The 24,243-nt window shown below is 40.7% G+C and carries 18 protein-coding genes; all 18 read left to right on the top strand.

The annotated features are described in order from the left end of the window. The coding region (locus VGE44_RS11465; RefSeq protein WP_331079116.1) for a SusC/RagA family TonB-linked outer membrane protein at positions 1–2,600 on the top strand (2,600 nt) is incomplete at its 5' end. Positions 2,601–2,624: 24 nt separating this feature from the next. Continuing rightward, positions 2,625–4,178, top strand: coding sequence for a SusD/RagB family nutrient-binding outer membrane lipoprotein (locus tag VGE44_RS11470; protein WP_331079118.1), 1,554 nt, complete (start codon positions 2,625–2,627; stop codon positions 4,176–4,178). Positions 4,179–4,278: 100 nt separating this feature from the next. Continuing rightward, complete coding sequence (locus tag VGE44_RS11475; RefSeq protein WP_331079120.1) at positions 4,279–5,577, top strand: hypothetical protein; 1,299 nt, start codon at positions 4,279–4,281, stop codon at positions 5,575–5,577. 86 nt (positions 5,578–5,663) lie between these two features. Further along, entirely contained in the window at positions 5,664–6,917 is a 1,254-nt protein-coding gene (locus VGE44_RS11480; RefSeq protein WP_331079122.1) for an amidohydrolase/deacetylase family metallohydrolase, read from the top strand. A 23-nt stretch (positions 6,918–6,940) separates the two neighbouring features. Further along, positions 6,941–8,152: an aminotransferase class V-fold PLP-dependent enzyme gene (locus tag VGE44_RS11485; protein WP_331079124.1), complete on the top strand. Its 1,212-nt coding sequence runs from the start codon at positions 6,941–6,943 to the stop codon at positions 8,150–8,152. Between the two features lie 132 nt (positions 8,153–8,284). Continuing rightward, complete coding sequence (locus VGE44_RS11490; RefSeq protein WP_331079126.1) at positions 8,285–9,505, top strand: aminotransferase class V-fold PLP-dependent enzyme; 1,221 nt, start codon at positions 8,285–8,287, stop codon at positions 9,503–9,505. Positions 9,506–9,529: 24 nt separating this feature from the next. Continuing rightward, entirely contained in the window at positions 9,530–10,783 is a 1,254-nt protein-coding gene (locus VGE44_RS11495) for an amidohydrolase/deacetylase family metallohydrolase (RefSeq protein ID WP_331079128.1), read from the top strand. A 60-nt stretch (positions 10,784–10,843) separates the two neighbouring features. After that, positions 10,844–11,389, top strand: coding sequence for a RidA family protein (locus tag VGE44_RS11500; RefSeq protein ID WP_331079130.1), 546 nt, complete (start codon positions 10,844–10,846; stop codon positions 11,387–11,389). 24 nt (positions 11,390–11,413) lie between these two features. Further along, on the top strand, positions 11,414–11,962 hold the full coding sequence (locus tag VGE44_RS11505; RefSeq protein ID WP_331079132.1) for a RidA family protein: 549 nt from the start codon (positions 11,414–11,416) through the stop codon (positions 11,960–11,962). A gap of 26 nt (positions 11,963–11,988) precedes the next feature. Then, a complete protein-coding gene (locus tag VGE44_RS11510; protein ID WP_331079134.1) occupies positions 11,989–13,224 on the top strand; it encodes a selenocysteine synthase in 1,236 nt (411 codons plus the stop codon). 34 nt (positions 13,225–13,258) lie between these two features. Continuing rightward, complete coding sequence (locus VGE44_RS11515; protein ID WP_331079136.1) at positions 13,259–14,368, top strand: bile acid:sodium symporter family protein; 1,110 nt, start codon at positions 13,259–13,261, stop codon at positions 14,366–14,368. Between the two features lie 40 nt (positions 14,369–14,408). Continuing rightward, positions 14,409–15,875 carry a M81 family metallopeptidase gene (locus VGE44_RS11520; RefSeq protein ID WP_331079138.1) on the top strand — a complete coding sequence of 489 codons (1,467 nt, stop codon included), beginning with the start codon at positions 14,409–14,411 and terminating at the stop codon, positions 15,873–15,875. 74 nt (positions 15,876–15,949) lie between these two features. Then, positions 15,950–17,749: a gamma-glutamyltransferase gene (gene ggt / locus VGE44_RS11525; protein ID WP_331079140.1), complete on the top strand. Its 1,800-nt coding sequence runs from the start codon at positions 15,950–15,952 to the stop codon at positions 17,747–17,749. 38 nt (positions 17,750–17,787) lie between these two features. Next, on the top strand, positions 17,788–19,158 hold the full coding sequence (locus VGE44_RS11530; RefSeq protein WP_331079142.1) for a hypothetical protein: 1,371 nt from the start codon (positions 17,788–17,790) through the stop codon (positions 19,156–19,158). Positions 19,159–19,306: 148 nt separating this feature from the next. Further along, the gene (locus tag VGE44_RS11535) at positions 19,307–21,079 is read left to right on the top strand and encodes a c-type cytochrome (protein ID WP_331079144.1); all 1,773 of its coding nucleotides are present in this window, start codon (positions 19,307–19,309) and stop codon (positions 21,077–21,079) included. 13 nt (positions 21,080–21,092) lie between these two features. Further along, on the top strand, positions 21,093–21,884 hold the full coding sequence (locus VGE44_RS11540) for a carbohydrate-binding family 9-like protein (protein WP_331079146.1): 792 nt from the start codon (positions 21,093–21,095) through the stop codon (positions 21,882–21,884). A 28-nt stretch (positions 21,885–21,912) separates the two neighbouring features. Further along, positions 21,913–22,842: a 3-hydroxyacyl-CoA dehydrogenase family protein gene (locus VGE44_RS11545; RefSeq protein WP_331079148.1), complete on the top strand. Its 930-nt coding sequence runs from the start codon at positions 21,913–21,915 to the stop codon at positions 22,840–22,842. Positions 22,843–22,917: 75 nt separating this feature from the next. After that, positions 22,918–24,222: an aspartate aminotransferase family protein gene (locus tag VGE44_RS11550; RefSeq protein ID WP_331079150.1), complete on the top strand. Its 1,305-nt coding sequence runs from the start codon at positions 22,918–22,920 to the stop codon at positions 24,220–24,222. Positions 24,223–24,243: the final 21 nt, after the last annotated feature.

The raw sequence follows: 24,243 nt of genomic DNA on the forward strand, positions 1-24,243 counted from the left end.
TGTCAACAGGTCCGGGCGGTTCGAGCCGTGTAATTATCAGAGGTAATGGTTCATTAAGTGGCAATAACCAGCCATTGTATGTTATCAATGGGATGCCAATGAATAATACAGGTCGTTCAAATGCATTAGGTCAAAACGCAACTTACTTAGATCGTGGCGATGGTATTTCTTCAATCAATCCGGATGATATCGAAACAATTAACGTTCTGAAGGGTGGACCTGCTGCAGCATTGTACGGAAGTCAGGCATCAAATGGTGTAATTCTGATTACAACGAAAAGCGGGAAAGCACAGAAAGGTGTAGGAGTTGAAGTGAGCAGTAACTTTACAGTTGGAAGCCCCTCCATGTATCCTGATTTGCAATATCAGTATGGTCAGGGTTTGGATGGTAAAAAACCAACAACCAAGGCTGAAGCGATTAGTTCTGGTCGATTATCTTTCGGAGCTCCAATGGATGGACAACCTTATGTTCAGTTTGATGGGGTGATGCGTCCATATTCTCCTGTTAACGTAAAGGATAACTGGAAAAACTTCTACAGACCAAGTACAAATTTAACCAATACAGTTGCCTTCTCAGGTGGAAGTAGTCGTCAGTTGACCTATAGATTATCAGTATCTGATCTTGAATCACAGGCTATGGAACCAGGATCAAGCTATAGCAGACAAACTGGTAATTTAAGTTTAAGATCTGAGCTTGGTAAAAAGTTCATAGTTGAGACAACAATGCAGTATAATATTGACAGAGGTATTAATCGTCCTGGTAATGGATATGCGGATAACACCACCTCATGGGCAACAAACCTCTTAGCTAATACTGTTGATATTCGCAACTTAGCCCCCGGATATGATGCGAATTTCAACGAAGTTCAATGGCAGCAGGTTCCTGAGGCTCAAAATCCTTATTTCGTAATCAACAGAATGGGAAACAGGGATACAAAAAACCGCTTCATGGGTCAGGCAAGTGTACAGTACAATATTCTGGATGAATTATCTGTAAAGGTTAGCGGAATGAGGGATATAGACAGGTTCCAGTCTATGGATTATATGCCAATTGGTACTGCAAAGTTTCCTAAGGGGTTGTTTAATTCAGGGACTTCTTTTGTAACTAAAACTACTGCACAAGCCTTATTGAATTACAATAAAACCTTCTTTTCTGATTTTCAGTTATCTGCTATGGCAGGAGCAAACCTGGAAAGAAACGTTTCTGAGTCAACTTCAAACTCAGGATTTGAGTTCATAGTTCCTGATTTTATCAGTTATTCCAATCTGGCAATTCAATCTTCAGGAATTGGGCTGAGCCGTTTCGGTCAGAATTCGGTATTTGGATCAGCAGATATCGGTTATAAAAGTATTCTTTACTTTACCTTTACAGGAAGACAGGATTGGTTCTCAACATTAAATCCAGGCAACAATGCGATTTTCTATCCATCAGTAGGTACCAGTTTCATTCTTTCTGATGCTGTAAAACTTCCTTCAGCGATTAGCTTTGCGAAATTAAGAGCTTCATGGGCTCAGGTAGGTGGTGCAACAGTAAGTCCTTATCAAATCAATCAACTCTATACTTTTGAACAAGGTGGACATATCGGCCGGCCGGTTCAGAATACATCAAGTGCATTATCAAATCCAGATCTGAGACCTCTGACATCAACTACTTATGAAGGAGGTATCGATATTCAGTTTTTCAATAATCGTTTAGGATTGGATTTTACATATTATAATCGTAAAACCACTGATGATATTCTTAGTACATCTATTGCAGCAACTTCAGGGTATACATCAGCTCTTTTAAATGTAGGAGAGTTAAGTAATAAAGGAGTTGAAATTTTATTAACTGGTACGCCAATCAAGTCCAATAAATTTACCTGGGATGTAAGCTATAATGCTGCCTACAATAAAAGTGAGATCGAGAAACTTGCCCCAGGACTTAGTACAGTTGGAGGTGCAGGTGTTGGAAGACCTTACAATACTATCAGAGGAAGAACATATTTAACAAATGCAAGCGGTGTTCGTGTTTATAACAAACTTAGTGGTTACGAAGTGCAAAGTGCTGAAATTGAATATGGACAGGGCGTTCCTCCATATACCATGGGATTGACAAACAATTTCAGGTACAAAAATTTCTCCCTGAACGTGCTTCTTGATGCAAAATTCGGAAATATTGTTCAATCCGGATTAAGTCGCTACATGTACCGTTTCGGATTATCCAAGAACACACTTCCAGGAAGAGAGAATGGCTTGACTGTTTCCGGTGTTGATCAAGATGGAGCACCTTTCACTAAGACCTGGCCGGTTGATCAGTTAGATACCTATTATAATAACCAGGCTAGTATCAGTCCATTAACGACTTCGGTTTTTGACGGCGATTTTGTTAAACTTCGTAGTCTTATCCTGAGCTACAGAATTCCTGCTGCGAAACTGAAAGCATTGAAAATTCAGTCTGCTGATGTTTCTTTTGTCGCAAGGAATCCGTTTATTCTTTACAAGCATATCACGGATTTTGACCCTGAATCTGCCTATACTATCGGCAATACACAGGGGCAATCGTCCAATACAATACCTCGTACTCGTGACATTGGGGTTAATTTAATTGTAAGGTTTTAATTAATGTTATCTAAAATTTTCAAGATGAAAAATCTAAGTTTTAAACCAATATATACGGCTCTTATTTTAGCGATTTCTTTGTCATCATGTACAAAGGATCTTGCAGAGCTGAATAAGAATCCGAATGCTTACGAGAGTGTAAATGCAAATTTTCTGTTTACAAAGGCTCAATTGGGGGCTATTGGATTAAACCCAAATGGTAACCGTTTTAATAATATGCAAATGCTTCAGCAGGAAGCTACCTATAGTGAGGTAACTGCACCTGGTGACAAGTATTTTGCTGAGGGTTGGGTTAGAAATAATTGGGCTGCCTATTCAGGCTGCTTAAATCAAATTCAATTGGTCATCAACGAAACAAGGAAAGATCCGGCAAGCATTAATAAACTTGCGGCTGCCAGAATCTGGAAGGTTTATATAGTTAATCAACTGACCGACCTTTATGGTGATATACCCTATTCTGAGGCTCTTAACGGTCTTGACGGGAAATATCAGCCGAAATATGATCTTCAGTCGGATATCTACAAAGATATGTTCAAAGAGCTTGAAGAGTCTGCAGCTTCTTTTGATGCATCTAAACCAACTTTTGGATCTGCTGATCTATTCTACGATGGGAACACTGTGAAATGGAAAAAATTCGCCTTCTCAATGATGCTCAGACTAGGAATGCGTTTGACCAAAATCGACGCTACCATCGCAAAAACCTGGGTAGAAAAAGCAATTGCTGGTGGTCCGATCCTGGATGATGCTGATTTGGCTAGAGCACCCTATGCTGACGGAGGTCTTGCAAGTAACCGGAATCCTTTCTCAGATCAGTTTAGAGTTCTTGATTATGTAGATGGACAAAACCCTCTGAACATACAGGGATCCAAAATCTCTAAAAGATTTATCGATCATTTAAAAGGAAACTCAACTACCACCAAAGATCCGAGACTGAATGTAATTGCAGTATTATGGGTAAAACAACCTACTGGAGGCTATGTGGCAGATACAGCTACAGCTTTACAGAAAGGGATGCAGAACGCGCAGTATAACGGATATCCTGCTGATTTTGAAACTTATTCTGAACCAAACCCAAATACAGTGATGAGATATGATGCTCCTGTAATTGTAATGGGCGCTGCAGAGGTTCATTTCCTGCTAGCTGAAGCTTCAATCAGAGGGTGGTATGCAGGAAATGCCGCAACTTCTTATAATAATGGTGTAACATCTGCGATGAAACAATGGTCGCTATACGGTGCAGGTGGTGCAATTTCTACCGATAAGGTAACAACCTATCTGAAATATAATCCATTCCTTACTGCAGGTACCTTTGAGCAGAAGCTTGAGCAGATCTCTACTCAGCGCTGGGTGTTAGGTTACCTTGACCAGATTGAAAACTACTCTAACTGGAGACGTACGGGTTATCCGGTGTTAATTCCAACTAATTATCCTGGGAATATTACAGGTGGAAAAATTCCACGCCGTTATATTGTACCAGAATCTGAAGAAACTTTGAACAGGGAGAACTTCCTGGCCGCTAAGGCAAGACAAAGTGGTGATAATACACTTCTAAGTCGTGTTTGGTGGGATAAAGAGTAATTTTTTATGATCAGAGAGGGGAAATTTATATCTTAGGATATAAATTTTTCCTCTTTGTTTTTTAATTTAATTCACAGATAAATATTCCTTTTTAAAAGAGATGAAGCGTAGAGAACTTATTAAATACCTCTCAGTTTTGCCGGTTTCCGGAGCTGTAGCAGGTGCTGTATTGCCCCTGCAGTCAGTTCAGGCTGAAGAAATCCCGGATTATAAACCTGAATTTCAATCAGGGCCAAAACGGCTTGCAGCAATTATTACAGAATATCGGCCAGGTTCACATGCTGATGTAATTATCGGAAAATACCTGGAAGGTTTTAATCAGGATCAAATGGCACCTTACCCTGATTCGAAGATCGTTTCAATGTTTACTGAACAGGTTCCTGAAAATGATATGAGTCGCCCATTAGCGAAGAAATACAATGTTCCAATCTTTAGAACAGTAGTAGATGCCCTGACTCTGGGCGGTAATCAGCTTGCCGTTGATGGGGTTATCCTTATCGGAGAACATGGAGTTTATCCTACGAACGACAAGGAGCAAAAACTGTATCCGAGGTTTGAAATGTTTCTGAAGATTACTGATGTATTCCGTCAGTATAAGAAGTCAGTCCCGGTATTCAATGATAAGCATCTTTCATGGAGCTGGAGACAGGCTAAGCGAATGGTTGAAATTTCCAAAGAATTAAAATTTCCGATGTTAGCGGGATCTACTATTCCTGTTTCCTGGCGTATTCCTGCGGTTGATACTCCTTATGGTGCAAAGCAAAAATATGCGGTTGGAATTTCTTTCAGCGGACTTGATATCTATGGTTTTCACTTACTCGACGGATTGCAGGCAGTTGTAGAAAGAAGGAAGGGCGGTGAAACAGGTGTTCGTGCGGTTCAGTGTCTTGAAGGACAGGATTGCTGGAACTATTTGGAACAAAATGAATGGGTGAAACGGCTTTTTGATCAGGCGATCTCACACAGTGAAACACGGGTGGCAGGCGATATGAAGGAATTAGTTAAAAAACCCGCAGTGTTTATTATCGATTACAATGATGGGCTGAAAGCTGCCGCATTTCTGCTTACCGGTCTGCTTCAGGACTTTACCTATGCCGTTGATATCGAGGGCCAGCAAAAGCCATTTTCTACACTTATGAAATTACAGGCCGGGAAACCACATTATCATTTCGGATGTCTTGTTAAAAATATGGAGATCATGTTCAAGACAGGCAAGGCTCCTTACCCGGTTGAGCGCACTATGCTTAGCAGTGGTATCTTGGATTTTGCACTTGAATCCCGTATCTTGGGATATAAAATATTGGAGACACCTGAATTGTCACGGGTACGTTACCTCAGCTCTCCGGAATCGCATTTTTTTAGCAAAGGATGGGACAAAAATGGGAAGCGATTAGACTGATAATAGGTCGGATTATTCCGTTAAACTGGTATTATTTAATTTATTTCAATTATCAAATTCGTAAACATTTAGAATCAACAATTAAAATGAGGAAGTTCTGTATTTTCTTTGTAAGTATCCTGTTACCAATTGCGCTATTCGCACAAACAAAACCTTACAACATTATTATTAAAGGCGGGCATGTTATTGATCCAAAAAATAATATAAACCGTGTTATGGATGTGGCCATTAAAGATGGTAAGATCGCAAAAGTGGCGTCAAGCATTGATGCTTCTGAGGCAAGTAATGTGGTCAATGCTTCCGGAATGTATGTAACCCCGGGGCTGATCGATATTCACGGTCATGTTTTTGCGGGAACGGAGCCTAATCATATGTATAGTAATGGATTTAACAGCATTATGCCGGACGGTTTTTATCAGCGTGTAGGAGTAACAACTGTTGTTGATGCCGGTGGATCGGGCTGGAGAGATTTCCAGACATTTAAAACAAATATTATTGACAATTCTCAAACGCGCGTACTGGCATTCCTGAATATTGTTGGCAATGGTATGCGTGGAGGTATTATAGAACAGAATACAACTGACATGGATCCGCAAATAGCTGCAAAAGCTGCTTTGGCTTATAAAGAGCATGTTGTAGGTATAAAGGTCGCCCATTTTACAAGTCCTGATTTTACCAATGTTGATCGCGGGGTAGCTGCAGGTAAATTGGCAAATATGCCGGTTATGATCGATTTTGGGGGAACAAAACCACGTCTATCTCTGTATTCTCTGTTAATGGAACGTTTACGCCCGGGGGATATTTTTACCCATACTTTTGGTGAATTACTCGATACAAAAGAGGCTATTGTTGATACAGCAAAACAAGCCTTAAAGCCTTTCGTAATGGCTGCTCAGAAAAGAGGGGTTATTTTTGATGTGGGTTATGGTGGCTCGAGCTTCAGATATTCTCAGGCGATTCCAGCTGCAAAGGCCGGTTTCCACCCGAATACAATCAGTACAGATTTACATATCAGCAGTATGAAAGGTTCAATGAAAGATATGCTTTTAGTAATGTCTAAATTCCTGAAATTGGGAATGGATCTTCCAGCAGTTATTAATGCAAGCACCTGGGCTCCGGCCAAGGCAATTAACCGCCCACAGTTGGGTCATCTTACAGAAGGTGCTATCGCAGATGTCGCCATTCTTGGGATGAGGAAAGGAAAATTTGGTTTTTATGATATGCAGGGCTTTAAGATGGACAGTGATGAAAAGCTCGAATGTGAAATGACCATATTCGGAGGTAAAATTGTTTATGACCTTAATGGCATCGTAAACCCGCTTCCCGACCTTACTAAATAATGAGTACTTATATTATCGAATAAATGAAGCGCAGGGAAATTCTCAAAACCTTAAGCATGTTGCCGCTTGCAGGCGCAATAGGGAATTCAGGTTCATTGGTAACATCTGCTCAGGCAGCTCCTGCATCAAAACGTGATTTGTTTAAGGAGTTTGGGATACGAACGTTTATAAATGCCTCGGGGTATTTTACCAGTCTCAGCGGATCATTGATGCAGCATGATGCCGCTGATGCAATACGTGAAACTGCTACATCTTTTTGCAGGCTTGAAGATGTGCAGGATAAAGTGGGAGAAAGGATTGCCAGTCTGTTACATGCTGAGTCGGCCATGGTCACCGCCGGTGCATTTTCTGCCCTGATGCTTGGGACGGCAGGAGTACTAAGTGGAACTGATCAAAAGAAAGTTTCCCAAATTCCCAGGCTGGAAGGCTCGGGGATGAAAACTGAAGTCATCCTGCAGAAGGCTCATAATGATGGTTATGCTCATGCCCTGACCAATTGCGGGGTGAAATTAATCACTGTGGAAACAGTTGAAGACCTTGAGAAGGCAATCAGCGAGAAGACAGCCATGATGTATTTTATAAATTATCAGTCTTCTCTGGGTAAAATACAACATAAAGAATGGCTAGAGCTTGCCAGAAAACATAGGATACCAACCATGATTGATATGGCTGCTGATCTTCCCCCAAAAGAAAATTTATGGAAGTTTCATGATATGGGCTTTGATCTGGTTTGTGTTTCTGGGGGTAAATTTATGAGAGGACCGCAAAGTACCGGAATCCTGAGTGGAAAGAAAGAGCTTATTGCTGCAGCCAGAATGAGTGCCCCTCCGCGGGGATCAAACATTGGCCGTGGGATGAAGGTGAATAAGGAAGAAATATTTGGTTTATATATCGCTTTGGAGCATTTTATTAATACTGATCAGGAAAAAGAATGGAAAATGCTGGAGGACAGAATAGCTGTCATTGCGAAAGAAGCTGCCTCTGTTCCGGGAGTAAAGGCTGAATTGATTCCTCTGCCATTGATTAATCGTATTCCTACCCTGAATATTTCATGGGATAAATCAAAGATAAAACTGGAAAATCTGGCAGCTGTCCTGAGGAATGGGAATCCATCTATAGAGGTAATGGGCGGTCAGGGTGGAAGCATTAATGTAACATCCCATATGCTGAAAAAGGATGAGGTAAAAATAGTAGCATCAAGAATAAGGGAGGAGCTTTTCAAAGCATTGGTTTAGGAGATAGTCCCCAAAATCAGGTTTTCTAATTTTTGTTTTTCGTAAACAGAGCCTTAAACTATATAAATATTGAATTTTATAATCCTTCCTCTAAGCAGGAATAATAAATAATTAATAGTAATAATCTCAATAATGAAACGCAGAGAAATTTTAAAATCCCTCACCCTGCTTCCGCTGGCTGGTGGGATCACAGCGACAGCTGCACCATTGAACAATATGCTTTCGGCACCAGCGGCTGGTCGCGATCTGTTTAAAGAGCTGGGTATCCGGACTTTTATAAATGCCGCAGGAAATTACACGGTCATGTCGGGTTGTTTGATGCCACCGGAAGTAATGGATGCAATCAATGCAGCTTCAAAGAAATTTGCACTTGTTGATGATGTACAGGAAAAGGTAGGTGAACGCATTGCACAAATATGTCATGCCGAAGCTGCATTAGTATCTGCAGGTTGCTGGTCAGCATTAATGCTGGGTATGGCAGGTGTTTTGACAGGAATGGATTCAAAGAGGGTTAGTCAGGTTCCAAATCTAGCAGGAACCGGAATGAAATCTGAAGTGATTCTTCAGAAGAGTCATTCGATGGGTTACGATCATGCTCTGACTCAGGCTGGGGTTAAACTGATCAAGGTCGAAACCCGGGAAGAAGTTGAGGCTGCAATCAATGAGAATACAGCTATGCTGTGGTTCCTTAACCGTGAAGTTAATGTTGGTAAGATCAAACATCAGGAATGGCTTGAATTGGGTAAAAAGTATAATCTTCCAACAATGATCGATATTGCTGCTGACGTACCACCAGTTGAAAACTTGTGGAAATTTAATGATATGGGCTTCGATTTGGTTGTAATTTCAGGCGGTAAAGCGATGCGTGGTCCACAGAGTGCTGGAATTTTAATGGGTAAGAAGAAGTATGTTGACGCTGCCCGTCTGAGTAATAACCCACGAGGTGGTATTGGCCGCGGACAAAAGGTAAATAAAGAAGAAGTATTTGGGATGTATGCTGCTCTGGAACGTTTTGTTAATCTGGATCATAAAAAGGAATGGGAAATGTGGGAAAGAAAAATAGCCTATATCGCGGGTGTTATTAAGTCTATTCCGGGTGTTAGTACCAGTACGCATATTCCGGCAACAGAAGATAATAAAATGCCTACTCTTAAAGTTACCTGGGATCCGAATAAGATTAAACTAACGAATGTAGAAATGGGAGAACGTCTTCGCAAGGGAAGCCCTTCTGTAGAGGTAATTTCCTGGGAAGCACCGAATACCCTCCGTTGCGGCATGCATGTTCTTGAAGCAGGAGAAGAAAAAATTGTGGCAAGTCGTTTAAAAGAAGAACTCTTGAAGGCTTCAGTATAAATCTAAAATCAAAAATCAATAAAAATGCAAAAACGTTATTTCCTATTAGCAGCGCTGTATTTACTCGCTAATTTTTCAGTTCAGGCACAGACTTATCAAACCTTGCTGAAAGGCGGGCATCTCATTGATGCAAAGAACAACATTAACAAAGTAATGGATGTGGCCATTCAGGATGGTAAAATTGCAGCAGTTGCCGCCAATATAGATCCTAAAATGGCAAAACAGGTGATTGATATCACCGGAAAATATGTAACCCCCGGATTGATCGATATTCACGGACACGTTTTTGCGGGTACTGATCCCGATGGTCAACTTGAAAATGGATTTTCATCACTACCTGCTGACGGATTTACCTTCAGGGTGGGTGTAACAACAATCGTTGATTGTGGTGATGCAGGAGCCGAGACTTTTGAATTATTCAAGAAAAATGTTATTGACAAATCCCAAACGCGTGTTCTCGCATTTTTGAATATTTCCAGAAAGGGAATGTACGGCAGTGAGTTCTCTCTGGAGCAGCAAAATAATAGTTTCTTTGATCCTGTGCTGGCAGCAGATGTAGCCAAACATTACAGTGAATATATTGTAGGGTTTAAAGTAGCACACTATCACAAATCTGATTGGGTTGCCGTAGACAGAACGGTTGAAGCAGGAAAACTTGCTAATAAGCCAATTATGGTTGATTTTGGAGGAGCAATCCCGAGATTATCCCTCGAAGAACTTTTCCTTAGAAAAATGCGTCCTGGTGATATTTTTACACATACTTACGGACAAATAATCAAAACAAAAGAGACTATTGTTGATCTTGAAACAAAGAAATTATATCCGCATGTCCTCGAAGCAAGGAAAAGGGGAATCATTTTTGACGTAGGTCATGGTGGTGGAAGTTTTACTTTTTCACAAGCTATACCGGCAACTCAGCAGGGATTCTTCCCGGAAACAATCAGTACAGACTTACACACCGGCAGCATGAACTCTGCTATGAAGGATCAATTGAATGTGATGTCTAAATTTATGGCTCTTAACATGCCTTTGGCAGATGTAGTTAAAGCCAGTACCTGGTCTGCTGCAAAAGCAATAAACCATGAAGAATTAGGTCATCTTTCAGTTGGAGCAATAGCTGATATAACAGTTCTGAATCTTCGCGAAGGCAAATTCGGGTTCTATGATGTTGCCAGGTTCAAAAAAGAAGGAAAAAATTTACTTGAATGCGAAATGACCATTAAAGATGGAAAGATCATGTATGATCTGAATGCTTTGTCATTCCCAATGGCTCAATAAGCCAGGCCACTAATACAATTGATAATTTAATCTTTAATAAATAATATATTTTTAAATAACATGAAAAAACAAATCACATTTATACTTTTTATACTGTTGGCAAGTGTTCTGGTATTCAATTCTGCTAAAGCTCAATCTGTTGCTAAAGATCCAGAAACAAGGATCAAAGAACTGGGGATCAAATTAAGGACTCCCGGCCCGCCATCAGCAAATTTTTTAGGAGCGGTAAGAGTAGGTAACCTGGTTTTTCTTTCAGGACAGGGACCGCTAAAAGAAGATGGAACATTTATGATCGGTAAAGTTGGTAAAGAGTTCAACTTCGAAGAGGCAAAATATGCTGCCCGTTTAACAGGAATAAGCTTATTGGAATCATTAAAAGCTGAAGTAGGCAACTTGAATAATGTAAAGAGAATTGTAAAGGTTTTGGGTATGGTGAATGCCGTACCTGAATTCGATAATCACTCTCAGGTGATCAACGGATTTTCTGACCTGATGGTTGAAGTATTTGGTGAAAGTGGTAAGCATGCGCGCTCAGCGATAGGATTGGGATCATTGCCGAGAAATATTCCGGTTGAGATTGAGATGATCGTTGAAATGAAAGACTGATTTTTTTAGTATAAATATGTTCAATTGAAAAAACAAATCACATTTATTCTTCTATTCTTAGCAGTAAGTGTTTTAAGGATAAATTCTGTCAGGGCACAAGCTTTAGCAGCAGATCCTGAAACAAGAATCAATGAACTTGGTATCAAGTTAAGGACTCGCGGGGGGAATTCATCCGGGAGTTTTATTGGAGCTGTTAGGGTGGGTAATTTGGTATATCTTTCCGGTCAGGGGCCATTAATAGAGAATGGTAAATATATAATTGGTAAAGTTGGTAAGGATCTCAATTTTGAGGAAGCTAAAAATGCTGCCCGTTTAACAGGGATTAGTATGCTGGAAGCCCTGAAAGCCAATGTTGGAAATCTGAATAATGTGAAGCGAATTGTAAAAGTTTTGGGAATGGTGAATGCTGTTCCTGAATTTGATAAGCACTCTCAGGTAATCAATGGATTTTCTGATCTGATGGTTGAGGTGTTTGGAGAGAATGGCAAACATGCACGTTCAGCGATAGGACTGGGATCATTACCGAGAAATATCCCGGTAGAGGTTGAGATGATTGTAGAAATGAAGGATTGATTTTTTAATATTTAAAAATTATAAATATGAAACGTAGAGACGTTATTAAATTTTTATCAGCTGCTCCATTGGCAGGTGGAATAATTGGAAACGGTTTAACAGTGCAGTCAGCATCTGCTGAAGAAGTAACAACTGCAGTTGCTGGACGTGACCTTTTTAAAGAACTGGGACTTAAAACATTTATAAACGCTTCATGCGTTTGTACAACTTTGACTGCTTCTTTAATGCCGCCTGAAGTTACCCAGGCAATTGCTAAAGGTGCAGAAGAATTTGTACTGCTCAATGATGTTCAGGATAAAGTTGGTGCTAAAATAGCTGAGCTTTGTCACGCCGAAGCTGCTACAGTTACCGCCGGTTGCTGGTCGGCATTGGTTCAGGGACTTGCGGGTGCAATGACTGGCATGGACCGTAAAAAGGTGATGCAGCTACCAAATGTGGAAGGTATGAAGTCGGAAGTGATACTCCAAAAAGCGCATGCAAATGGATATCATCAGGCGTTGACCAATACAGGGGCGAAGCTAATAATCGTTGAAACCTTAGAAGAAGTTGAAGCGGCAATAAGTGAGAAGACTGCAATGCTTTGGTTTTTGAACAGGGAATTAAACAAAGGTAAATTGAACTATGAGCAATGGCTTGCCCTGGGTAAAAAGCATAATATTCCAACCATGATTGATATTGCCTCGGATGCTCATCCGGTGGAAAATCTCTGGAAATTCAATGATATGGGTTTCGATATGGTCGCCATTTCAGGTGGTAAGGCAATGAGAGGACCACAAAGTACAGGTATACTCATGGGCAAAAAAGATCTGATTGCCGCATCTCGTTTAAGTGCACCACCCAATAGCGGTATCTGCCGTGGACATAAGGTGAACAAGGAAGAAATTCTTGCCATGTATGTTGCATTAGAAAGACATATTAAAATGGATCATGAAAAGGAATGGAAGATGTGGGAAGCCAGTATGGCTGTTGTAGTGAATACCATTAAAAATATAGATGGAGTAAAAACTGAAGTTTTCATTCCTGAGATCGCCAATAATACGCCAACCTTACACCTTTCATGGGATGAAACCAAGATAAAAATGACGGGCAGGCAGCTGAAAGAGCGCTTGTGGAATGGTAATCCGGGCATTGAAGTTATGGGTGGAGGGACAATGGGAGGTAAAAGAGATGGAATTGAACTTTCTGTTTGGCAATTAAAACCAGGTCAGGAGAAAATCGTGGCTAACAGAGTTAAAGAAGAGTTATTAAAAGCATCTGTTTAATTTTTTTAAGTTAATTTTTATCCGATCCGATACGATGAATAAGGGTGCTTTTTCCAAACTCTTAATGGGTATTTCAATAGTATGTTTGTTGATTTCCCTTTATATGGCTTCTAATGGCAATATTGCAGAGGCAGGGCCGTTTGTTATTGCTTTTTTGTTATTACTGGCGATTAGCTTCAGGGGTTTTCCTGTACTTCGCGGACTAACATTTACTACAACAATCCTTTCAGTCGTTGCAACTTCATTGTACTATCCGCAATATTTCAAAGAATATAACGGATTTGAATTTGCCACTTTAATTACCCCTCTTATCCAGATAATCATGTTTGGAATGGGTTGTTCGATGGGTCTGAAAGATTTTATAGCCCTGGCGAAATCTCCTAAATCAGTTATTGTTGGTGTAATCAGCCAGTACACGATCATGCCACTTCTTGGTTTTGCACTTGCCAGTTTTACTGACTTTCCTGCTGAAATCTCAGCTGGAATCATCCTGCTGGGTTGTGCCCCAACATCTGTTACTGCAAGCGTAATGTGTTATCTGGCTAAAGCAAATGTGGTGCTCGCAATTACGATTACTGCCATTACAACATTGCTCGCACCTTTCCTTATTCCTCTGCTGATGAAAGTACTCGCTGGTGGATTCATTGAAATAAATGTCATGGAAATGATGTGGGGTATAGTAAAAATGGTATTTATTCCTATTGGAGCGGGACTCATTTTCAATAAATTCCTGCACGGGAAGGCGAAATGGCTGGATGATTCGATGCCTCTGGTTTCTATGATAGGAGTTGCATTTATTGTTGCTATAATTATGGCTGCGGGAAGAGACAGTATACTGAATATCGGACTTGAGCTGATCATCGTAGTTTTTCTCATGATCCTATTTGGGTTTTTCTTTGGCTATTGGCTGGCAAGACTTTTTAAATTATCTGAATTTGATTCCCGTACAATATCAATTACCACCGGCACTCAGAACGCCGGACTTGTTTCAGGGATTGCTAAAGTTATGGGTAAGATTGCAACCGTTGGACTTGCAACAGCGGTTTGCGGGCCGATTATGGGTTTTTCATCATCTATTCTGGCTTCATACTGGAATAGTAATCCGCCTCAAGAGGAGGCTTCAGCCGGAATGGCAGAAGCTTAAATCCTGAATTTTTGAATTTTTAATATTAGAATACCATATCATGTCTTTTAGAATAGCCCTAATGGGGATCTACCACGAGTCAAATACTTTTGTTCCTCAGGCTACAACCACTGCCGACTTTAGGAACGGTAAATATTTAACAGGTGAAGCAATCAGAAAAGAGTATCAAACCGCCCATAATGAAGTAGGCGGGATGCTCGAAGTAATGGACAGGGAAGGAATGGAAGTTATTCCGATTCTGTTCGCATCCGCAACCCCCGGTGGTGCTCTTTCTGCAAATACATATAATGGGCTGTTGAAAAACATGATGGATGAACTCGACAAAGTTCTGCCCGTTGATGCATGCCTTGTTATCCCTCATGGTGCCGGAGTTTCAGAAGAGTTTCCAGATATGGACGGACATTGGTTAAGCCTGCTAAGAAAAAAGGTAGGTGATTCAGTTCCTATTTTCGGAACTCTTGATTTACACGCAAACGTCAGTCCACTGATGGTATCATCCACTAATGCTCTGGTGGCCTATAAAGAGAATCCGCATATTGATATGAGACAGCGGGGTATCGAAGCTGCGAATTTGCTGGCTGATTATTTAAAAGGAAAGACAAATCCGGTTCAGGTTCTGGTTCAGGTTCCGCTTGCAATCAGCATTGAGCAGCAGTTAACTGCTAATGAACCTTGCAAAAGTCTTTATGCTTATGCTAATGAATTAAGCCGGGATCCTGAGATTTTATCCCTCAGTATTCAGCACGGTTTTCCTTACGCTGATGTTGAAGAAATGGGCACCTCAATAATTGTGGTAGCCAATGGTAACAGAGAGAAAGCACTGGAAATTGCCAGGAAATTAGAGACTTATATTCTCGATAGAAAGGAAAGTTTTGTAGGAGTTAAATACGATATTCAATCGTCGCTGAATTTGATCGGTAAAAGTGAGAAGCCGGTTTTATTACTCGATATGGGTGATAACGTAGGCGGGGGTGGTCCCGCAAATAACTGCTGCATCCTGGAAGCCTTCGAAGAAAGTAAAAAGTACAAATATTTCGTTTGCATCTATGATCCGGAGGCTGTTCGTATGGCCGGAAACCATCAGCCGGGAGAGTGGTTCGAGCTTATTATTGTTGGTACAGGGAAGGATGGAATAAGAACCTACAGGCTTAATGTAAAATTACTCAGGGTAACAAATGGTGAATTCCAGGAAAGTAATCCAAGGCATGGCGGACAGATCAATTTTAATATGGGTAAAACCGCCGTAGTTAGTACCGAACAGGGTAGTGAGATCATGCTAACCTCCCTGAGAGTAATGCCCTTTAGCTTACAGCAATTAATTTCTCAGGGTGTTCAGCCTTCTGATTTTGATGCGATAGTAGCTAAAGGGGTGAATGCTCCGATTGCGGCCTATGCGCCGGTTTGTCCGACTGTTATTCAGGTAAATACACCTGGTGTTACGCAGGCTGATATGACCCTGTTTAAATTTGAACATAGGAGAAAGCCTTTATTTCCTTTCGAAAAATAATTAATATAAAGGATAATATTTTAGTAAGTAATTAAATTTCATCCTTTGGGAAACCTAATTTAAAGTGATTTATTATGAATAGACAGGTGATTAACCAAAACATAAGCAGGACAGCTATTCTAGTCTATGGAATGGCATTCTTACTGATGCTGCTGAATTTACAGGTAAATGCTCAGGCAGCAAAAGATAACCTGCGTCCTGCAGCGCTTGGAAAGAATGGTATGATTGCGACAGCAAATCCGCTCGCAACACTTGCAGGCCAGAAGATTTTAGTGAAAGGCGGAAATGCGATTGATGCCATTGTTGCAGCGGCTGCTTCCCTCAATGCTGCAGAACCTTATATGTCGGGTACTGCTGGCGTGGGGTATATGTTATTTTACTCGGCAAAGGAAAACAGGGTCAGATCTCTGGTTTTTGGAGGCTGGGTGCCTGAAACATTCAAAATCACAAAATTTAAAACCGATGTTAAAGTTGCTGATGGTGCGGGTCATGGTGCAATGGAAAGTATAGGGCCAAGAATTGCGTCCGTTCCCGGCAATCTTGCAGGTTGGGCAAAGGCATTGAAGGATTATGGAACAATGCCTCTTTCTGAAGTATTTGAAAGTGCAATAGATTATCTTGAAAATGGGGTTCCAATCACCGAATTTGATCAGGCAATGTGGGCAGGAACGGTTAAGAGGATTGCTCCTCATGCTGAATCAAGGAAGATTTTCTTCAAGAATGATAAAGATCCGTTCGTAATCGGTGATTATTTCTCAAACAAGCCTCTGGCCAAAACAATGAGAAGGATTGCAAGTGAAGGGATCGATGTTTTTTACAAAGGAGAGATCGCTAAAGAAATGGCTGCTGCATTTGCCCGTGATGGAGGTTTTATCACTGAAAAAGACCTTGCCTCTGTACCTGATAAAGTACAGTGGGTCGATCCTATCTCTATTAAGTACCGTGATTATACAGTTTACAATAACCCCCCTCCGGGAATGGGTCTCCAGCAATTACAAACGCTGAAGATCATGGAAGGTTTTGATTTGCAAAAGATGGGGCATAACAGCGTAGACTATCTGGCACATTTGCTTGAGGCGGTTAATTTGAGCAGAATTGATTCTGATAAATATATTGGTGATCCAAAATTCGTCAATGTTCCCGTGGATATGTTGCTTTCAGATGCATACATCGCCAAACAACGCGAAAAGGTTATCGCTAAGGTGAAAGAAAGAAAAGCCGGATTAAAGTCTGAGACTTCACAGAATATTAGCCCGGATCCTGTTGATGATCCAAATGCATCCAAATACAGATATGCAACTACAAGTCTTTCTGCAGTTGATAAATGGGGTAATGCAGTTGTAATCATTCAGACTCATGGTGGAGGTTTTGGTTCAGGTTATGTAGCCGGAAATACCGGTGTGGTATTTAACAGTGCATTGGATTGGATGACACTGGAGCCGGGTAAACCAAATACTGTTGCTCCCGGTAAAGCTGTTGGGTGGTGTATAGGTGGGATGATGCAATTTCACAAGGATGGCAAACCTCAGTTAATTGTAGGTTCACCTGGTAGTTTCGGTATTTTACAGTCTGTTCCTCAGGTAGCAATGAATAATATTGATTTTGGAATGAACATCCAGGATGCGATCAGTGCACCCCGTTTCAGATGGAAGGATGAATTGGGCTCAGTACCGGCAAAGGAAATTATCATGGAAACCAGGGTACAACCAAACGTTATCAAAACCTTAAGAGGAATGGGATATGTGATAGACACGAGTCTGGGCGACTGGTCAATGACTGTAGGAGGAGCGCAAGGAATAACCATAGACCATAAAACCGGCTGGCTTATGGGTGGTGCAGATCTGAGAAGGAATGGTTATGCAGTAGGCTGGTAATCCCTGGAATTTATTTATTATACAAAAAACATATTAAAATGAAAGCAAAAAGCATAAATCCCCGGAGAGACTTTATAAAAAAATCAGTTCTAACAGCAGCCGGTATTAGTATTATTCCCGGCTTTGTAATGGGTGAAAATGGAAATATCACTTCAATTACCGAAGAGTTATCAAGAGCTCTAGCCGGTCAGGATGGGATTAAGAAAGTTGCATTCATAACGCACATATACAGAAATAGTGCTCATGCTGATGTTATCGGCACCAAACTTTTTCTTGGTATTCCAACAGATGAAGGAATGGTGGCTCCTCAGATAAAGATTGCCTCGGTATATATTGAGCAGGTTGGCGCTAATGATACTGGTATCAGAATCGCGAATATGAATAATACCCCGGTGTACCCAACAGTTGAAGAAGCTTTAACCCTTGGCGGAGATAAACTTGCTGTAGATGCGGTGATTTATGTCGGTGAGCATGGTGAATATCCTTATAACAGACTGGGTATGAAATTATATCCTCGCATGAATTATCTCGAGAGGATATTCAGAGTGTTTGATGCATCCAATAGATCGGTACCTGTCTTTACAGATAAGGCCCTGTCTTATAGCTGGTTGGATAGCAGATGGATTTATGATCGTGCTAAAGAATTGAATGTTCCTATGATGGCCGGCTCATCTTTACCATACTGCTGGAGAGATAAGCCTCTGGTACATCCAATTGGAGTTAAGATATCTGAAGCTGTTGCAATCGGTTATGCTTCACTGGATGCTTATGGTTTTCACGTAACTGAAATTCTGCAGTGTATGGTTGAGAGAAGAGCTGGTGGAGAAACCGGTGTTAAAAGTGTTGAAGGCTTGAAAGGGGATGATGTTTGGAAAGCTATCGATTCAGGAAAGATTTCTCAAAAGTTGGTGGATGCAGCATGTGATACGATACAGGGTAAGGCTACCGGAAATATGCGTGAAATAGTAACTACGCCTTATGCTGTAATTGTTAATTATACAGACGGTACAAAAGGTACAATTATGATGCTGGATAAGTACGTTAATTCAGGTTGGGCTTATTCTGCAAACACTTCTAAAGGAATGGTTGCAACAGAATTTGTGCTAAGCGGAGGTCCAACTTATGCCCATTTTAGCTATCTCGCTCTGAATATACAGAAATTCATTGTCAGCGGACCTACTGCTCCAATAGAAAGAAACTTATTGACAAGCGGTATTATTGATATGGGAATACGTTCACTGGCTGAAGGCAAAGTGAAGCAAACTCCGTTTTTAAATATTAAATATTCAGCAGCAGGTTATGAGCCTATCAGACCTACCGCACCACGACCAACCGGACAAAGTATAGCCCCATGGCACCCTAAGGAGTATGAGTTTATGATTCCGGATGCCTTTAAGAACAAAGGTTAGTCATTTCGTAAAAATTTATTTAATCAGCTGATACTTTTTTTTAAAATATACCAGAAATAATACGCGTTTAATTTGGAAAATCAGTAAAAAGTCAAGAATATGCATCGTATTTAAACAACACCCAATTTAAAAGCAAAATTCAATAAAAATGAAAGTCAATTTTAAAAATTTATACAGGACTAATCTTCGCACAAAGCTAGTTGCTTTTTTAGGTCTGGCATTTCTGATCACGATCAGTTTTATTAATTCAGGAGGACCTGGCGGACTGCCGCAGGGTGATCCTGATAATGGTGGACTTGCACTTCCCGGCGATTTTGAGGCGGTTGTAGTTGCTGATTCTCTTGGCCGTGCAAGACATCTTGCAGTTAACAAGAATGGAGATATTTATGTTAAATTAAGAGTGCCTGATGCCCAAAAACGTGGTAGTGTTGCCTTGAGAGACAATAATAACGATGGTAAAGCAGATATCATTGAGTATTTCGGAAGCTATCCGGATACCGGAAATTATGGGACTGCTATGCGTATTCACAAAGGTTATCTGTATTTCAGTACAGCAGGAGAGGTTTTAAGAACCAAACTGACTCCTGGAAAATTAGTTCCTGAAGGCAAAACAGAAACTATTGTTGTTGATAATTACAAAAGAGGAAAATATTCCCATATAGCAAAACCAATTGCTTTTGATAATAAAGGAAACATGTATGTTCCTTTTGGTTCCCCAAGTGATGTTTGTCAGATTGCTGACCGTCAACCTGGTTCTTTGGGTCAGACACCTTGCCCTGAATTGAAAGAGCATGCAGGTGTTTGGAAATTCAGTGAGAGTAAATTAAACCAGAAACAAAGTGACGGTACCATGTATGCTACAGGTATTCGCAGTATTGTAGGTATGGAATGGAACAAGGTAGACAACTCCTTGTACGCAATGCAGCATGGACGTGATGATTTTTCCAGAACATGGTCAAATCTTTACACTTCATGGCATAGCGCTTTATTGCCTTCAGAAGAGTTTCTGAAAGTTCCCGAAGGTTCTGATTCAGGATGGCCATACTACTACTATGATTTTATGCAGGGTAAAAAATTATTAAACCCTGAATATGGTGGTGATGGTAAAAAAGAGGGTGATGCAGCTAAATATAACATGCCAATTATTGGTTTTCCGGGCCACTTTGCTCCAAACGATTTGCTTTTCTATACCGGAAATCAATTCCCTGAGCGTTATAAAAATGGTGCATTCATTGCATTTCACGGTTCTACAATTCGTGCACCTTATCCGCAGGGAGGTTATTGTGTAGCCTTTGTTCCTTTTATAAATGGCAAATTTTCAAGCGAATGGGAATTGTTTGCTGATGGATTTGGCGGTGTAGATACAATCGTTTACACTTCTGATGCTAAGTACCGCCCGATGGGCCTTGCACAGGGACCTGATGGATCTCTTTACATGAATGATAGTGAGAAGGGAAAGATTTGGAGAGTGATGTTCAAAGGTGATAAGAAGAAATTCGGTACCAGCCAGCTAGCCGGAATGGCAGTCCGTAAATTAACTTCACCAAACGTTAAAACACCTGATTTCGAAAAAGATAACCTGATGAAAGGTCAGTTGGCTGCAGGTGCTAAATTATATAATACCTATTGTGCATCATGTCATCAGCAGAATGGTAAAGGCGATGGAACACGTTTCCCTCCTGTTGCTGAATCTGAATGGGTAAATGGCGACAGAAAAAGATTAATTGAAGTGGTACTTAACGGTCTTTCAGGTCCGGTTACAGTTAAGGGTGTAGGATACAATGAAGCTATGCCTCCTCATGGTTATCTGAAAGATACTGAAATCGCACAAATATTAACTTATGTCAGATCAAGCTTTGGAAATAATTCAAGTGCGATTACTGCAAATGAAGTGTCCAGATATCGCGCTGGACGTCGATAGATAAATAAAAAACATGAAATTTATCACCTATCTGTTATTTATATCTCTGCCTTTCTTGATGAAAGGCGGAGATATTCTTTCTCCTGAGAAGCCAGTCTCATCTTCATCATCTGCTTCTCAAACAAAGCCTGCTGAAGATAAAAAATATAAGGTTTCTAAATTGAAGGGCGCTTTAACCATCAATGCAGACTGGAATAAGGCGCAATGGAAGAATATAGAAACGATTAAAATCGAAAACTATATGGGTACAATTCCTCCGTTCAAACCAACGGTTGAAGCCAAAATGATGTACGATAATGATAATGTTTATGTAATCTTCCGGGTGAAAGACCGCTTTGTTAAAAGTGTAGTTCAGGAGTATAATGGCAATGTGTCGGGCGATTCCTGTGTAGAATTTTTCTTCGCACCTGATTCTTCACTGCCATTAAGTTATTTTAATCTTGAAATCAATGCCGGAGGTACACCTTTGATTTTTTATATTAAACACCCTTACCCAGCTACTCCTTACGTAAAACTTGAAGCGAGTGAGATTGAAGAAATTGAAATTGCACATTCATTGCCATCAAAAGTTGATCCTGAGATCACTGAACCCGTAACCTGGACTATAGAATACAGAATACCTCTATCAATGTTGTCTAAATTCTCAAATGTTAGCCGTCCTGCACCCGGTGTAATATGGAAAGCAAATTTTTATAAAACAGGAAGCAGGACTTCAAATCCAAATTATATCACCTGGAATTTCGTTGACAATCCAAGACCGAATTTTCATCTTCCCCAGTTCTTTGGAACGCTAATCTTCCAGTAATTTATCAATTGTGCCCGGTTTAAATGAGATGGAAAAACTTGCAGTAATAGGCTGTGGTACCATGGGTCATTCCATTGCCCTGAATGCTGCCTGGGTGGGTATGCAGGTGAAGATGTATGGTATTGATGCGAATGATATCCAAAATGGATTGTCAGGCGTTAATGATAAATTAAACACGCTTCTTAAAAATGATCTGGTAACCAAAGATCAGCTAAGTCGGATTCTCAAAAATATTACCGGAACATTTTCATTGTCAGAAGCTGTTGATGGTGCTACTTTTATCATTGAATGTATCCCTGAAGTTCTGGAGCTTAAGAATGATCTTTTCAGAAAACTGGATCAAATGTGTGGCAGGGAGGTTATTCTTGCAACAAATACTTCCGGACTAAGCCCAAGTCGTATTGCCTTGAATTTAAAACATCCTGAAAGGACTCTTGCAACACATTTTTGGAATCCGGCTCATCTTATTCCTTTGGTGGAAGTGTTAAGAGCTGAGTTTACGAATGATAAAACCTTCAACAGGGCGATTGATATGTTGAAGTTTATGAAAAAAAAACCGATCGAAGTGAAAAAGGAAGTACCCGGACTCGTCGGAAACCGGCTTCAGTTCGCGCTTTTCAGGGAGGCACAATATCTTTTGGAGCAGGGAATCGCAAGTAAAGAGGATATCGATGCTGCTGTAACTTACAGTATCGGGCGAAGATTGCCTGTAACTGGACCTTTGCTCTCAGCCGATATGGGCGGACTGGATGTTTTCGCTTCTATCTCGGATTACCTTTTCAAAGATCTTAGTAATGCGGATCAGTCATCTTCGAATTTGAAAGAGCTGGTTGCTCAACGTCACTTTGGGCAAAAAAATGGAGCAGGATTTTATCTCTGGGATGGGAAGTTCTCGGAAGAAATGAATCAGAAAAGGGAAGAGCAGCTCATCCGATTTTTAAAAGAGGATATCAATTAAAACAAAACATATAACATTAAATAATGTGAACCAATGTAAATATGGTCTCATATTCAATAAATTAACAAAATCTACATGAAAAGTTTAGACTATTCCAAATCAGCAGAACTACTTGGAAGGGCAAAGAAAGTACTTGCCGGGGGCGTTTCTTCAGAATTCAGAAAATACAATCATCCGCATGCGATATTTTATACACATGGTAAAGGAAGCCACTTATTTGATGTGGACGGGAATGATTACCTTGATTTTACCTTAAGCCAGGGACCTCTGATTCTGGGTCACTCACACCCTCATGTCTTAAAATCGGTAAATGAATATTCTGAGCTGGGTCAGCTTTATGCCGGGCAGCATATCAGGGAAATTGAACTTGCTGAAAAAATTAATAAGCTGATACCTTCAGCAGAGCTAATGCGTTTCTGTCTGGATGGTTCTGAGGCAGTTCAAACTGCTTTCAGGGTTGCCAGGGCGAAAACCGGTAAACAAAAATTCCTTCGCTTTGAAGGGCATTATCATGGCTGGCTGGATAATGTGGCCTGGGGAATTTCTACTCCATCTGCCGAGGCACTCGGAAGCAGGGAAAACCCAAATGTATATCCCTGGTCTGCCGGAATACCGGAACATTCAAAGGATGAGTTCATCATACTTCCATGGAATGATATCGAACTGGTGAAGAAAACTCTTGCAGAGCGTCATAGTGAGATTGCTGCGATAATTACTGAGCCAATTATGTGTAATAATGGATGTATCATGCCTGAAGAAGGCTTCCATGCCGGCTTGCGCAGTTTATGTGATCAATATGGTATCGCACTAATCTTTGATGAGGTAATCACCGGCTTCAGAATGAGTATTGGGGGGTCCCAGCAATACTTCGGAATTACTCCTGACATGTCAATTTTCGCAAAAGCAATGGGTAGCGGATACCCGATCAGCGCCATTGTCGGAAAAAGAGAGTGGATGGGACTGATTGAAGAGGCCAAAGTGATTCATGCGGGAACAATGAACTCAAGCAATCCGACTATTGCGGCCGCTTTGGCAACTATTGAAGTTCTTGAACAGGAAAATCCATATGAAAGAATGTTCAGACTAGGAAACAAACTGATCGATGGACTCAGAGAGGCAGCTACTGGCAATAATCATAATTTACTTGTTCAGGGTCCGGGCCCGATGTTTAATATTGGTTTTACAGACCTGAAGAAGGTGAAAGATTATCGGGATACCCTGACTTACGATAAGGCAAAACTGGGTAAATTCATTGCTGCAATGCATGATGAGCGAATCAGGATAATTGGCAGAGGCTTATGGTATATTAGTACTGCCCATACTGAGGCTGATATTGACCACGCGATAGCGGTATCCAAGCGTGTTTTGAGTACTATTTAATTAATAGCTTTTCTTTGGAAT

This window comes from Daejeonella sp., assembly GCF_036405355.1.
Taxonomy (GTDB): domain Bacteria; phylum Bacteroidota; class Bacteroidia; order Sphingobacteriales; family Sphingobacteriaceae; genus Daejeonella.

Excerpts from the sequence above, each read along its gene's own strand:
- VGE44_RS11470 (WP_331079118.1), top strand. The coding sequence starts at position 2,625 with ATGAAAAATCTAAGTTTTAAACCAATATATACGGCTCTTATTTTAGCG.
- VGE44_RS11475 (WP_331079120.1), top strand. The coding sequence starts at position 4,279 with ATGAAGCGTAGAGAACTTATTAAATACCTCTCAGTTTTGCCGGTTTCC.
- VGE44_RS11480 (WP_331079122.1), top strand. The coding sequence starts at position 5,664 with ATGAGGAAGTTCTGTATTTTCTTTGTAAGTATCCTGTTACCAATTGCG.
- VGE44_RS11485 (WP_331079124.1), top strand. The coding sequence starts at position 6,941 with ATGAAGCGCAGGGAAATTCTCAAAACCTTAAGCATGTTGCCGCTTGCA.
- VGE44_RS11490 (WP_331079126.1), top strand. The coding sequence starts at position 8,285 with ATGAAACGCAGAGAAATTTTAAAATCCCTCACCCTGCTTCCGCTGGCT.
- VGE44_RS11495 (WP_331079128.1), top strand. The coding sequence starts at position 9,530 with ATGCAAAAACGTTATTTCCTATTAGCAGCGCTGTATTTACTCGCTAAT.
- VGE44_RS11500 (WP_331079130.1), top strand. The coding sequence starts at position 10,844 with ATGAAAAAACAAATCACATTTATACTTTTTATACTGTTGGCAAGTGTT.
- VGE44_RS11510 (WP_331079134.1), top strand. The coding sequence starts at position 11,989 with ATGAAACGTAGAGACGTTATTAAATTTTTATCAGCTGCTCCATTGGCA.
- VGE44_RS11515 (WP_331079136.1), top strand. The coding sequence starts at position 13,259 with ATGAATAAGGGTGCTTTTTCCAAACTCTTAATGGGTATTTCAATAGTA.
- VGE44_RS11520 (WP_331079138.1), top strand. The coding sequence starts at position 14,409 with ATGTCTTTTAGAATAGCCCTAATGGGGATCTACCACGAGTCAAATACT.
- ggt (WP_331079140.1), top strand. The coding sequence starts at position 15,950 with ATGAATAGACAGGTGATTAACCAAAACATAAGCAGGACAGCTATTCTA.
- VGE44_RS11530 (WP_331079142.1), top strand. The coding sequence starts at position 17,788 with ATGAAAGCAAAAAGCATAAATCCCCGGAGAGACTTTATAAAAAAATCA.
- VGE44_RS11535 (WP_331079144.1), top strand. The coding sequence starts at position 19,307 with ATGAAAGTCAATTTTAAAAATTTATACAGGACTAATCTTCGCACAAAG.
- VGE44_RS11540 (WP_331079146.1), top strand. The coding sequence starts at position 21,093 with ATGAAATTTATCACCTATCTGTTATTTATATCTCTGCCTTTCTTGATG.
- VGE44_RS11545 (WP_331079148.1), top strand. The coding sequence starts at position 21,913 with ATGGAAAAACTTGCAGTAATAGGCTGTGGTACCATGGGTCATTCCATT.
- VGE44_RS11550 (WP_331079150.1), top strand. The coding sequence starts at position 22,918 with ATGAAAAGTTTAGACTATTCCAAATCAGCAGAACTACTTGGAAGGGCA.